The sequence below is a fragment of the Floridaenema fluviatile BLCC-F154 genome, from assembly GCF_041929135.1.
Lineage (GTDB): Bacteria > Cyanobacteriota > Cyanobacteriia > Cyanobacteriales > Aerosakkonemataceae > Floridanema > Floridanema fluviatile.
This window is the reverse complement of the sequence record NZ_JBHFNS010000080.1, coordinates 1-13,047: the sequence shown is the minus strand read 5'-3', so window position 1 is coordinate 13,047 and position 13,047 is coordinate 1. Positions and strand designations below refer to the sequence as shown.

General features: G+C 37.9%; 10 protein-coding genes. 7 read left to right on the top strand and 3 right to left on the bottom strand.

Annotated elements, in window-relative coordinates:
• Nucleotides 1-38 precede the first annotated feature (38 nt).
• On the bottom strand, nucleotides 39-1,001 hold the full coding sequence (locus tag ACE1B6_RS22130; protein ID WP_413259440.1) for a putative 2-dehydropantoate 2-reductase: 963 nt from the start codon (nucleotides 999-1,001) through the stop codon (nucleotides 39-41).
• 64 nt (nucleotides 1,002-1,065) lie between these two features.
• On the opposite strand from ACE1B6_RS22130, the gene ACE1B6_RS22125 reads away from it, so the two are divergent.
• Nucleotides 1,066-2,010 (top strand): phosphoribulokinase, encoded by a 945-nt coding sequence (locus tag ACE1B6_RS22125; RefSeq protein WP_413259439.1) that lies wholly within the window; start codon nucleotides 1,066-1,068, stop codon nucleotides 2,008-2,010.
• Nucleotides 2,011-2,077: 67 nt separating this feature from the next.
• On the opposite strand, the gene ACE1B6_RS22120 is transcribed toward ACE1B6_RS22125, so the two are convergent.
• Nucleotides 2,078-2,224 (bottom strand): hypothetical protein, encoded by a 147-nt coding sequence (locus tag ACE1B6_RS22120; protein WP_413259438.1) that lies wholly within the window; start codon nucleotides 2,222-2,224, stop codon nucleotides 2,078-2,080.
• An 81-nt stretch (nucleotides 2,225-2,305) separates the two neighbouring features.
• Here ACE1B6_RS22120 and ACE1B6_RS22115 point away from each other — a divergent pair, with 81 nt between their 5' ends.
• From ACE1B6_RS22115 to ACE1B6_RS22105, 3 genes are all read left to right on the top strand, one after another.
• Nucleotides 2,306-3,307, top strand: coding sequence for an ABC transporter ATP-binding protein (locus ACE1B6_RS22115; protein WP_413259437.1), 1,002 nt, complete (start codon nucleotides 2,306-2,308; stop codon nucleotides 3,305-3,307).
• A 92-nt stretch (nucleotides 3,308-3,399) separates the two neighbouring features.
• Complete coding sequence (locus tag ACE1B6_RS22110) at nucleotides 3,400-3,816, top strand: fasciclin domain-containing protein (RefSeq protein WP_413259436.1); 417 nt, start codon at nucleotides 3,400-3,402, stop codon at nucleotides 3,814-3,816.
• 51 nt (nucleotides 3,817-3,867) lie between these two features.
• Nucleotides 3,868-4,272, top strand: a complete 405-nt coding sequence (locus tag ACE1B6_RS22105; RefSeq protein WP_413259435.1) for a fasciclin domain-containing protein — start codon at nucleotides 3,868-3,870, stop codon at nucleotides 4,270-4,272.
• Nucleotides 4,273-4,327: 55 nt separating this feature from the next.
• On the opposite strand, the gene ACE1B6_RS22100 is transcribed toward ACE1B6_RS22105, so the two are convergent.
• Complete coding sequence (locus tag ACE1B6_RS22100; protein WP_413259434.1) at nucleotides 4,328-5,797, bottom strand: glycoside hydrolase family 13 protein; 1,470 nt, start codon at nucleotides 5,795-5,797, stop codon at nucleotides 4,328-4,330.
• Nucleotides 5,798-5,952: 155 nt separating this feature from the next.
• On the opposite strand from ACE1B6_RS22100, the gene ACE1B6_RS22095 reads away from it, so the two are divergent.
• The 3 genes from ACE1B6_RS22095 to ACE1B6_RS22085 all read left to right on the top strand — a co-directional run.
• On the top strand, nucleotides 5,953-8,943 hold the full coding sequence (locus ACE1B6_RS22095; RefSeq protein WP_413259433.1) for a hypothetical protein: 2,991 nt from the start codon (nucleotides 5,953-5,955) through the stop codon (nucleotides 8,941-8,943).
• Nucleotides 8,944-9,243: 300 nt separating this feature from the next.
• Nucleotides 9,244-12,867, top strand: a complete 3,624-nt coding sequence (locus ACE1B6_RS22090; RefSeq protein ID WP_413259432.1) for a helicase-related protein — start codon at nucleotides 9,244-9,246, stop codon at nucleotides 12,865-12,867.
• A 41-nt stretch (nucleotides 12,868-12,908) separates the two neighbouring features.
• Nucleotides 12,909-13,047, top strand: a 139-nt coding sequence (locus tag ACE1B6_RS22085) for a DUF6888 family protein (RefSeq protein WP_413259482.1), incomplete at its 3' end; no start/stop codon positions are given.

Sequence of the window (13,047 nt, the reverse complement as noted above, 5' to 3'; positions counted from 1 at the left end):
AACTATTTTAGATTAGCTGCGATGAATTTACCATGTTGTTAACTGCTATTTCGGCTATCTAAAAACTTTAATTGTTGGTAAAGCATGGTAATTTTGGGTAAATTTGCGCCTCTTGCTTGGGAAAATTTTAAGGGATTACCGAACATCTTTTCTACTTCTAAAGGGCGTTTTTCATCGTAGTCAATTTTCATGCTGGTGCGGTAAGGTTTCATTTTGTCGGTGTATTGTAGCATGGTTTCTACGAAATTTTGGGGGATTGTGCGATCGCAACTTTTCGCCCCCGCTACCACTTCCCACATTAATTCTTCAACTAAACTCCGAGTATGAGAATTACCCATTAACTCATCAGTTCTGGCATCTAAAACTACAGAAAGCCCATTGTAAGGAATATTCCAAACTAATTTTTGCCAACGTGCTAATAGCAAATCTTCTGCTAATTGCATCTTAATTCCTGCACTTTCAAAATCATTAGCAATTTGCTGCATTCTCTTAGTAATTCCAGCAGTTTGATAATTAGCAGCATATTCCCCCATTTTAATTTCTCCATAATCTAAGTGGCGAATATGTCCTGCACCTACTTTATTAGAACAGAGAAAACATAACCCACCCATTACTCTGTTTGAGCCAACAATTTTAGCAACTTCATCTTCTACCCCAAGACCATTTTGTAATACTAAAACCACCCCATTTTCTTTCACTAAATTGGGTAACATTTGCGGCAATAAATGATTTTGGGTAGTTTTTAACGCCACAATTACTACATCGCAAGGAGGCATTTTGCTAGTTTCAGAGTAAGCTTGAACTTGGGGTAAAGTGAAATCACCATTTTTTGATTCAACTACTAAACCATGCTTACTGACATATTCGTAATCGCTGTGTAGCAAAAAGTGAACATCTAAACCAGATTTTTGCAAACAAGCGCCGTAATATCCACCCAGCGCACCTGTTCCCAAAATGGCATAACTAAGTTGAGAAGAATTGTAAATAAATTGATTAGCCATTGATTCGATCTCCATTACCTCCTAAAATTAAACCTAATTCAGAAGTTTTAATATATCAAGAACTATGAGCAATCGTCCTATTATCCTTGGCATTGTTGGTGATAGCGCCGCCGGAAAAACGACTTTAACTAGAGGAATTGCCCAGGTTTTGGGAGAAGAGAATGTGACAATTATCTGTACTGACGATTATCACAAATACGATCGCGTCCAACGTGCAACATTAGGAATTACAGCCCTACATCCAGACTGCAATTATTTAGATATTATGCAGCAGCATTTATCGCTGTTGCGAACAGGTCAACCGATCTTGAAACCAGTTTACAGCCATACAACCGGAACTTTTGAAGCACCAAAATATATTAAACCAAATAAATTTGTAATTGTCGAAGGATTGTTAGGTTATTCTACTCGTGGTTGTCGTGATTGTTTTGATGTTAAAGTTTACTTAGCGCCGCCGGAAACTTTACGGGCTAAGTGGAAGATTAAACGGGATACAATGAAGCGGGGTTACTCGCCAGAACAAGTTTTAGCAGAATTAGAAAAACGCGAACCTGATTCAGAAAATTTTATCCGTCCTCAACGGAAATGGGCAGATTTAGTTGTAACTTTTTACCCGCCAAATGAAGAAATTGAAGAGGATAATTCCCGTTTAAATGTGCGTTTAGTACTCAGACCGACAATTCCTCATCCAGATTTTACTAGAATTATTCAACAGAGTGATGGCGACACTGAACCGCCTGTACGTTTAGGGTTAGATCGAGATATGGGTAAACCAGTTGATGTGTTGGAAATTGATAGTCATGCAACGGCGGAACAAGTGAGTAAATTAGAAAAAGTTTTGTGTCATGAAATGCCTGATTTGTTTCCTCATTGTAGTTTAGGAGGAAATGTAGAATTGGGGAAAATTACTGGCACAACTGATGAGGTTTTGCAAAGTTATCCTTTAGCTTTGACGCAGTTGTTAGTCTCATTTCATAGTTTGAAAGCGACTCATGTTCATCATTGGTAAAATTGGAAAAATTGGTTGGGTAATGGATCGATCGCACAATCATCAACAATCCATTACCTACAATTTTCTACCAAATTCCCCAGTTAAACATTGATACGGGTGCAGGTATCATTTCGCCGCGAAAATCTAGCAGTTGCACTAAGAGTAAATAGCCGATCGCTAGAATTAAAGAAATTATCCCCGTAATAATTGCCACAATTTTACCTCGATCCATGAGTTTCCTCGCTGTTGACTGCTATTATTTAATTAATATAGGTAATAATCCATCTTAGTGGTTGTTGATAGCTAAACTAATATGAATTCAGCTACAGATTCTCTAGAAGGAGCAATGACAATTGCACGTCAGCCAGTGGTGCAAACCTACGAATTAGGAAAAATTTACCGCACAGGCTTTTGGCTGAATCAAAAAATTGAATCCTTGAAAAGTTGTACACTGACGGTTTATGAAGGGGAAACTTTTGGTTTATTAGGGCAGAATGGCGCAGGAAAGACTACACTTTTAAAAACTTTACTAGGTATTGCTCGTCCTACTTCTGGTCGGGGATTAATATTAGGAAAACCTTTGGGCGATCGCACAGTCAAACAACGCATTGGCTATCTACCCGAAAATGCCTATTATTATGATTTTTTAACAGGTTGGGAATTTTTGCAAATGATCGCTGGACTTTTCCAAATTCCCGCGGAAATTCAGCGAGTACGCATTCCCCAACTATTAGAAATGGTTGGGCTTGCCCAGTCAGCAGCGAAAAAAAAGCAACTGCGGCAATATTCTAAAGGAATGCTACAAAGAATTGGCATGGCACAAGCATTAATTAATGACCCGGAATTGGTATTTTTAGATGAGCCAATGTCCGGTTTAGATCCAATGGGACGTTACCAAATTCGGGAGATTATCTCATCTTTAAAAGCAGCAGGAAAAACCATCTTTTTTAATAGTCATGTTTTGTCGGATGTGGAGAAAATTTGCGATCGCATCGCCATATTAGCGCAAGGTGAAATAATTTGCATCGGCTCTTTGGATGAACTTTTAGGAACCGCCGACACCTACTACATTAAAGGCAAAGGTGGAAAGCAAGAAATCTTAAAAAAATGGCTCCCAGATTTAGAATTTGTATCCGAAGGAATAGGTAGCACAGATGAAGCTTGGCAAGGTCATGTCAAAGGTGACTTACAAGATTTTCTCGCCAGTTTGCGCCTCATGCAAGCCCAAATTATCACCTTAAATTTAGCGCGTCCCACTTTAGAAGAGTTTTTTATGGAACAATTGCAAAAAAGAGGGATAACTTTCAGCAGTTAAATATTAAATATCTGCGACTCTTGAAAGATGCACTTTGGTCTGGTCAGTTTGTATTAATTGAAACAGAACAAGTTTACAACAAAGGAAAACTAATGGCTGACCTTCTAGAAACCGCAACCAAAGCTGAATCTTTCAAGACTTTACTAACTTTAGCTGAAGCTGCTGGCTTAGTAAATACGCTGAAAAATCCTGGTTCCCTGACCGTTTTTGCTCCCACGGATGACGCATTTGCTGAAATTCCTGCTACTACTTTAGCTTCTTGGATGCAGGACACTTCTAAGCTAAAAAGAATTCTCACCTATCATGTTGTTTCTGGAGATGTGAGATCCGACGATCTCAACCAAATAGATGAAGCACCTACTTTGGAAGGATCGGTATTAGCTATTGATGCTTCAGATGGTGTAAAAGTGAATGATGCCCATGTTTTGCAAGAAGATATTCTCGCAGACAATGGCGTGATTCACGTAATTGATAAAGTCTTGATGCCAGCATTAGTTGCTGTTGAGTAAGCCTGCCATAAGTTGTGTAACAAATAATTAAATCAACCAAAGGTAAAACAAATGGCAAATATTTTAGACACAGCTAATAAAGCTGGTTCTTTCAATACTTTAATTCAAGCTGTTCAAGCTACTGGCTTAACAAAAACGCTGGAAAATTCCGGCCCCTTTACTGTTTTTGCTCCCACGGATGAAGCGTTTGCTAAATTGCCTCAAGGAACTGTAGAAAAACTTTTGCATGACATTCCTCAGCTAACTAAAATCCTCAGTTATCACATTATCAAAGGCAAATTCATGTCCAAAGATGTGATGCAGTTGGATAGAACTAATACAATGGAAGGTTCCGACTTAAAACTTCATGCAAATGGGAAATTAATGGTGGATGATGCAATGATTATTCAGTCAGATGTAGAAGTTGACAATGGTGTTATTCACGTTATTGATACCGTACTCATTCCACAATATTAGGGCTTGCATAGTAGTTGTAGAGACGTTTCATAAAACGTCTCTACAAGTACAAAATTTATTCAACAGGGCCAAAAATGCAACCAGTTCGCGGTGATAAATCCAAGCTTAATTGCTTGGTTTTTCCTGCTGTTTCTTGCCAGGAAATTTTCGCATCACCATATAATAAGTAACTGGGTTGAGATTGCAAAGCAGTTACTTCAAAGCTAATATTTGCTGGTGTTGTTCCCACATTAATGGCAACAATAATTTCTTCATTTCCCAAAACTCGCGCAAATACATAATTTGTGCCTTCAGCGTACAATATTTGATAGGAACCTGTGCGAAGGGCTGGGTATTGATGCCGTAAAGCAATCAGTTTTTGGTGATATTTAAGAACATAAGCATCCCAGTGGGCTTCCATTGGAAAACCGCGCCGAGAGTCGGGATCTAATTTCCCTGGTAAGCCAACTTCATCACCATAATAAATGCTGGGTGCGCCAGGAAATGTTAATAGTAAAATGGTTGAGAGTTCGACACTGGCTTTGTCGCCTTGGGCAATGGAAAGTAATCTTGCGGTGTCATGACTGGCTAACAAATTTAGTTGGGTGAGTTGAATTTCCCAAGGATAAAGTTTTAGTAAGGCTTGAATTTTTTCGCCGTATTCTTTAGCGAATAAGGGCGGATAAGGGTCGTAGGAAGGGCCTTCTACTTGTTCAATATCTACTCGATCGCCAGCCGTAAAAGCAATAGTTGGCCCGGTAAATAAATAATTCATTACCCCATCAAATTGAGTGCCATCTAACCATTCTCTGGCATCTGTCCACACTTCACCGACAATATAAGCTTCGGGGTTAATAGCTTTAACGCGATCGCGAAACTCCTGCCAAAAACCCGGAGTTTTTATTTCAAAAGGTACATCTAATCGCCAACCATCAATGCCAAATTTAATCCAATATTCGGCAATTTCCATGATGTATTCTTGCACTTCGGGATTATCATGATTAAATACTGGTAACGCCCGATTTCCTGCCCAACCAGCATAATTAGCCGGGTATTCTCCATTGTAAGCAGAAACAGGCCAATCTTCGATTTTAAACCAATCAACCCAAGGAGAATGGGGGCCATTTTCTAACACATCATGGAAGAAGAAAAAGCCCCGACTGGAATGATTAAATACCCCATCCAAAACAATTTTCATATTCCGTTTATGGGCGGCATCTAGTAAGTCTTGAAAAGCCGGATTTCCCCCCAACATTGGATCTACTTGGTAATAATCATGAGTATGGTATCGGTGGTTACTGGCAGATTGAAAAATTGGAGTAAAATATACAGCGTTAATGCCCAAATCTTGTAAATAATCCAACTGCTCCATGATGCCCCACAAATCACCGCCTTTGTAACCTTGGAGTGTTGGCATATCGTCCCACGCTTCCCAAGTGGCGTTTTTCAACAGGCGCTTGCGGGGTTGTTTGCTGCGAGCGAACCGATCCGGAAAAATTTGGTAAAAAACTGCGTGTTTAACCCAATCTGGAGTTGTAATCTGCATAATTAACCTGTTAGTTCTCTATCTTAAGTTACAGTGATTTGCGGTTGTCTGATTCCTACTTTTGATAGAAAACTTTTATAATTCATCGATTTCAAGTGATTGACTGGATCGATCGCTAGTGATTAAATAAGACTAAGTATAGAATAATACAATCAATGGTTAACATTTTAAATCAGGGTGATGATGAGTTAGTTCCGCTAGATTATAGCGATTTATTACAAAAAATTTCCCAAGTATTAGGAAGTAAAAATATATTTAAATTGTCGGAAAATCGCGATCGCCTACTAATAGATATTGACGAAGTAGCGAGTCAAGTCGCAACTCTGCAAGTCGCCAACCCGCTAGCATCCCCTAACGGAGTTCGTGCAGCAACTATTAATTTTTCTCCGGTATTTCAAGGGATTTTTCCGCAGAAAATTCGCGAAATTAGAGATATTTTACAACAAAAATTAGCATCTAATTTAAGAGAAAATCAATCGATCGAGGAATTTGTGAATAGTTTAGTTTCCCCTTTGCAAGCTTTCCAGGGAAATGCAGGTCAGTTGGGTTTTACTTATAGTTTTAACCAACCTTCTCCTAATTTACAAAAGCAAAAACTTTGTCTTTCTAGCAACCGTCCTGGTAGTGGTTCTCTGCTAAAATTTCATAAATTAACGATTAAGGTACGGGAGATCGATCGCTTTCCCGAATATTTGCAAGAAGGATTGCTAAATCACATCGACGATTTAGTTACTTTTGACAGCGAAACTGATAGAGAAGAACTACAAGATAGGATTCAAGATCAAATTGGCGAAGAAACTTCTGACTTCAACCGTTTGCAGCGAGTTGTAGACACAGAAACACTAGGAAAACTGAAAAAAGAAGCGAAAATTAGGTATTTAGAATATCTCCGCGATCGGATTGATAATCAAGATCATGTTGGGTTTATTTATCTGCGAGATTTGATTCGTCGTCTTCGATTAATTGAAGAATTTATTAACCAAGAAAGACCGGATGATTATTATGAGGTAAACTATGGAGGCGCGAGGATTAATTATAAAGATTTGTTTTCGCGATCGGAAGTATTAGACTCCCTTCCCATCATTCCCCTTGTCACCGGAAACTTAGGAGAAAGTACCGATAAAAATGCCGGAGAACGCCAATTTATTTTCGGTTTCAAAATGAAGTTTGGTAATGCAGTTCAAGCACTTGACGGCAAAGAAGTATTTGACTACAATCTTAATCTCCTCAATCCCAATAGTGAAGAACATAAACAGGAACTTCAAACAAATCCCAACTTCGGCACAAAAATCTTAAAACTCGCACTTTTGTACTTTTTTATATTTGCTTCTCGCAGCAATCCCGAAGCACCAGATTACAACCCTTATACTGATTTAGAATACGATCCGATCGGCAGCTTTGATGCCAGAGTCATGCCTATATTACGAGGTTCTGATGAAGCAGCAAAACAGAATATTTTGCAACTTATTATCACCGGAATTACTCAATATAATGCCAAAGTAAAAATCAACGTACTCCGAGATTTTTTGAAAAGCTTTATTAAGCATCAAACAATTTTGCCAACGCGAACTTATCCGATTCAAATTAATGTGAGAAGAGGTGTCCTCGAAAGCGACGAAAATCAAATTTTATATGGCATTTTCTTTAAAGAAGTTGTGAGAAAGAATCCCAAAGAATGTTTGAGATATATTTCGATCGGCGAAGCACAGGTTGGCGAAAATGCTGTCTGTCAGTTACCTGCAAGTATTACGATTGAAGATATCCGCTATTTTCCTACAGAAGAACGCCAACAGTTTCAAATGGAATATGACATTACAGGTGTGAATGCTTTACCAATAATGTGGGTTCCTGAAAGCTGCATGAATGCCTATAAACAGTATTTCATACAATACAAAAAGTTGTTACTGTTTCGCTACAATAACCGACGATTAGACCCGAAAAATTTTGATTCTACCCAAGGGTTTATTTATCGCTTTACTGTCTCTTTGCTAGCGTATATTGTTCTGAAAATTTTGCTAGATGCTGCAAGTAAACGGTTGTTTATTCCGATGGTAAGATTGCACGAAGGCGATCGTCAAAATCCCGCACCTTCAGAAAAGTTTATGGCGCATCTTTCTAAAACATTGTGTCATTTATTGAACGAAAAACACCGTTGTAGTTCTCAAGGTTTCCGGGTGCGAGATGTGAGATCTTTCAAGGTAAAAAATGGACTTAAATCTTTATATTCAGTATTACCGAGAAAGTTCCGCTTCAACAATAGTGCAGATACTCCCACTTTGGATAAACTAGCGATTATTGTAGTTTCCAGTTTGGAAAGTGATGCGAGAACAGGGAACAAAAACCGCAAAAATAGGATATCTAATTTGGTAGGAGAAGCGATCGCCATTACTCACCAAAAAAATGATAACTCTATTCGCTTGCATATCATCAAAACTTTTTCTGATAACTACAGTTATCAGCGTTTGTATGAAGATCCCCCAATTCTACTCGACACAGTAAATAACCTTTATCAGCAAGGGTATCGAGACTTTTTGTATGTTGCACAAGCACCTTTTACCAGTAATTTGAATATTACTCAAACTGAAGATGACGATCGCCTATATTTCATGTCACCCAAACTCATAAATAACTTGAAAGGGAACCGCGACGACATCAAAATCTATCCGGTATTTTTCGATAAATACTATGTCCGCAAATTCAAAGATATGAAAGCAACTTCTCTATATATTCAAGATACAAATCAACTGTTGAATGTTGCAGAAGATTCGGCGCAGCAAGCGATCGTTTTTTTCAATTTGTTTAATGGGATTAGTGTAGGTAATGAGGAAGAACGCTTTTACAATGGCGTGATTTCCTACTCTACCCTAATCAACATTTATCCCGGAATTTTAGATGACAAATACATCAGACAAGGTTTAATTGATGATAATAGCACCCGGAAAAATGACTTACTGCAATATTTGACACTGTTTCACTTTTCCCGATTTGAAAAAACCAGCGATCTTAGTTTAAAACTCGATCCTTATGAAAATATCATGGGTGAAGAATCATTTAGTAACTTGTCTGTTTTTACCCATATTAGAGGCGAGGTTGATTTTAATTCTTTGGCATTTTTGACCGAAGTTAGGAGAGTTTTAAACGTATAATCCTAAAGTAGGGTGCGTCAGACATTCAAACCCTGATGCTGTCGATCAAAATTTCTGGTCTGACGCACCCTACAACTGAAGTTAGGAAAGTTTTAAATGTATGAAAAACCCGTTTATAATGAACCGCAGAGGACGCAGAGGACGCAGAGGACGCAGAGGAAAGAGAGAGAATATAGCTAGTCTAAATGAATTGTAAAAACTGCTTCTTCTTCTCTTCTTTCTTCGTGTCCTTCGCGTCTTCGTGGTTCAAACAAAATCTTTTTCACCGATCATTTAGACTGGTTATAACAGGAGTGCAAAATGATTGCAGAAAATTTGGGTCGATTGTTTGAAGTTGGATTTAATATTGGGATTCTTGCTTATATCGAACAGCACAAAATTAAACACAACTTTGGTGATTTGTATCAGCGGGATTTGCAGCATTTTAAATTTCCCAAAATGCTGAAACGGATCGTTAGTGACGATCGCACAATCAGCGAAAAAGATATCCAAAGAATTGAAAAGTGGTGTTTGTATTTATTACAGAAAGGTTTTCTCTCTGGATTAAACTTTTTTGGCGAGTACATGAAGTCTACGGGATGGATCGATCGGCAAAAATCAAACCTCGAAATTTTATACTATCAATGCAGTTTCGGCGATGCTAACAGCATCAAAACCTATCCGAAAAGTGAAGAACAAGAATATATCGATTTATTATCGCAGTTTTACAAACCAGATCTGTTAGAGAATCGTCTTTTTTGGAGTCGATATAAACAGAAAGGTGAATTTTTGAAAGCAGACACCTTGATGTTATTGCGTCATCGCCAAGAATTTCGGATTCTTTCCGTAGACTTATCGATATTTTCCGTCAAATCAGCAAAAGACCTCTTAGACTTTGAAGATCAAGATATGCAGAATCAGCGGCGTTTATTGCAGCGCGAAATTGCTTATTTACGTTCCAAAAGTGTTTTTGCCAAACTGCGGATCGATACCGGAAACAACGATGATTTAGGTTTGAGTTTACCCCCAGATTTGCGGCGATATTTTACTGCTTTTAAACGCCAAGACAAAGAAAGTGCTAAATTAATTCAAGCAGGTTCTTATGCTGGAAGTTTTTATCGATTTCTCCGGGAAATAGACATTTTCAACGATCGCACATCCGTAGTGTTTAATGTGGTGGGATATAGCGATCGCGGAATCAGCGCCATGTCACTTCGTCCCGAAAATTTAGCAGTATTAAACACCTGTTCTCAGATTTACCAAAACGAACTAAGAGAACAAGAAATTACCGAAGCGCGAAAGGAAATTTTACATCTAATTCAACTCAATGCAAGTCGGAGTTTCGATAACGGGAAACCCTTTATCAAGCAACTCTTAGAAATCCCCACCGACAGCACAACTATTATACCTCATACTGAAACAATTAGTAACTTCAGTTCTACATTAGAATTACGAGACGAACACGCCAAATTAATTAAAAATTCCCTAGACTCTGACAAAACCTATCTATTTTTAACTGGTAATCCCGGAATTGGCAAAACTACAGCAATTGTAGACTTTCTCAAAGCTCACGTCAACGAAGGTTTTCTCTTCTTTTATGTTAGTCCCCGCAAACAAGTCAACTTAGATATTATCGAAAAATTTAAAGACTCAGTAACAGGGAAGTTAGATGACGAAACCTTTTGCATTAACACCAACTCCCAACTGATTGAGGAAAATTCTCGGCGTTGTGTCGTCAATTACTATTCTCCAAAACGCCAAGGTGACTTTACGGAAAATGGCGTTGATTTCTTCGATTCTAGTTCAGAAATTGAACGTAAAACCTCACGCCAGAAAGCACTTAAGAGAAAAAATGAAGACGAAATTATAGCGACAAATCGCCGCAGCAAAGGAGTTTTATCTTGTCTTTGCGAAGCAGTAAATACCACAATTAAAAGCGAAATCTCTCATAATATTGTCGCTACAGCTTGCATTCAATCTCTAAGAATTACTGAAAACGGAAAAAACACCTTAGAACATTTTACCAACATCTTCAAAAGTGCTTACATTCAGCGAGAAAACAAAGTTATTCCCGCAGAAATGAGAAAAATATCGGCGCGGATTAAGCATTTATTCATTATGATAGATGAAATAACTGGGGATGATAGCGGCGTTGAGTTTTTAAATGAAATCAGCAAGATTTTGAAACGTTATAAATTGACTGATTCCCAACATGGATTTAACACTAAAGTTATTGTAGCAGATGCTTCAATTGTCGATCGCGACGTAATCAAACAACATTTATCCGAAACCTCACCGGAACCAGATAAAATATTTTTTAGACGCGCATCTTCCCAAACTATTCAACCACTTTCATTTCAGGAATTTGAGTTTAAGCGATCGCCAGCAGTCGCCATCAACGCTAACTCCTATCCCGCCAGCAGTTTAACCATTACTTATAAACTATTCGTCGAATCACTTCCCTTTAACGAAGACACTTTTGCAGCAACAAGAGATAACCTAAAAAAAAGAGTTCAAAATCAAATTGTTCAAGATATTAACACACTCTGGAACCGTCCCGACGCAGGACAAATTATTGTATACATTCAAGATAAACGAAAATTACAAGAATTAATCGAAAAAATTAAACAACAGCGGGGAGAGTTTGTCAAAAATCAAGATTATTTAGAGATCCACGCTAACCTTTCTGATAATGATAAAACTGCGATTCACGAATATAAAAATCAAGTCAAAATCATCTTTATGACTTCCTCCGCCAGTCGCGGTTTATCCTTTCCCAAAACGAAGCATATTTTAGTAGAAATTCCCCATTTTCGCGTCGAAAGTAACTTGATGGAAATCATCCAAGTTATTTACAGAGGACGGGGTGATTATTACGAAGATGGAATTAAGAAAACCTTAGACGATCGAGAAAAAGAATTGATGTTTTATTTAAGCGATCGCGCCATTTACTACAGCGACGACAAACAACTTTCCCTGAGAGAAAGCACCATCAATTTATTAAATATCTTGCTAATTATCAAATCTTGTGTATTAACTAGAATTCAAGGTTACGGACAAATAGGTAGAGAAAAATTCCTGATGATTCCCATAGGTGGAAAATCCGTATCTACCGCAGGTAAAACATTTAGCGGACAACTAGCAAACCTAATCAAAGACTTAAAAAATGAATATCATAGATATCCCAATCACAAAGTTTTAAAAGAAGTTTATACCAGTTTAGAACAACTGCTAAGTCGAGCAAAATTTACCTTAAATCCCCGAAACTCAGATTCTCAAAATTCTGCGAGTTATTCCTATTTACAATTACGAGAAGTTTTCTCTAGCAAATTCACTGATTCAGTAAACAATGGATTTGATAGTTTACTCAAACTTGGCAACTTAGAAACAGGACTAATTAATGGTAGCTTATTAGTCGTTCCTATCGCAGATAAGAAACTAGAAGAAACTTATGAAATGCGGTTAATGGAAATAGCAACTCACGCCACCGAAGAACTAGTAAATAAAATGTTAGCAATTCATCATAGTTCAGATTATCCGGGAAGACTGCGATCGGCAATCAAAAACGCCATAGAATTAGTAGATAAAGTGCGCGACTCCAGCGACAGAACGCAGTTTTTCCAACAAAATAGTCAACGCCTCGATCAATATTATGCCTTACCATTATTTAGCTTTATTAGCGCCGAAGCAATGAGTGAATACTTCGCTGAAGAACCTGAAGAAGCAGAAGATGAAAGATTTCGGGATCTTTTAGCAACCTACATTCATCATCTTTACCCAACCGATAAAACCTTACCAATTGGTTACAAATACAAAGAGTTTCCCTTTGTAGTTTTTAGCAGTTACAGTTTAGAAGAAATGAGAGAAAAGATGTTTACTGATAAATATTTGTTAACTTCCAATGAGTTAAATGTGTTGAATTTGATTTTGTCTAAAGCAGAATAAAATAGGTTTTACCCTACTTTTTTAGGTACGTAGTTGCGCCAATTGAGGAAACAACAATTAACCCAACTAACGAACAAGCTCAAACCTGTCTGCGAGTCTGTCAGTGGTTATCCAACGGCTATAAAGATATTCAGCTATTCCGTTTCGATTACCAAACAGGAGATGTCTACATTTTCGCAG

Bases quoted from the DNA above. Each gene is read 5' to 3' on its own strand.
- ACE1B6_RS22120 (WP_413259438.1), bottom strand. From the start codon at position 2,224: ATGGATCGAGGTAAAATTGTGGCAATTATTACGGGGATAATTTCTTTA.
- ACE1B6_RS22095 (WP_413259433.1), top strand. From the start codon at position 5,953: ATGGTTAACATTTTAAATCAGGGTGATGATGAGTTAGTTCCGCTAGAT.
- ACE1B6_RS22100 (WP_413259434.1), bottom strand. From the start codon at position 5,797: ATGCAGATTACAACTCCAGATTGGGTTAAACACGCAGTTTTTTACCAA.
- ACE1B6_RS22115 (WP_413259437.1), top strand. From the start codon at position 2,306: ATGAATTCAGCTACAGATTCTCTAGAAGGAGCAATGACAATTGCACGT.
- ACE1B6_RS22090 (WP_413259432.1), top strand. From the start codon at position 9,244: ATGATTGCAGAAAATTTGGGTCGATTGTTTGAAGTTGGATTTAATATT.
- ACE1B6_RS22110 (WP_413259436.1), top strand. From the start codon at position 3,400: ATGGCTGACCTTCTAGAAACCGCAACCAAAGCTGAATCTTTCAAGACT.
- ACE1B6_RS22105 (WP_413259435.1), top strand. From the start codon at position 3,868: ATGGCAAATATTTTAGACACAGCTAATAAAGCTGGTTCTTTCAATACT.
- ACE1B6_RS22125 (WP_413259439.1), top strand. From the start codon at position 1,066: ATGAGCAATCGTCCTATTATCCTTGGCATTGTTGGTGATAGCGCCGCC.
- ACE1B6_RS22130 (WP_413259440.1), bottom strand. From the start codon at position 1,001: ATGGCTAATCAATTTATTTACAATTCTTCTCAACTTAGTTATGCCATT.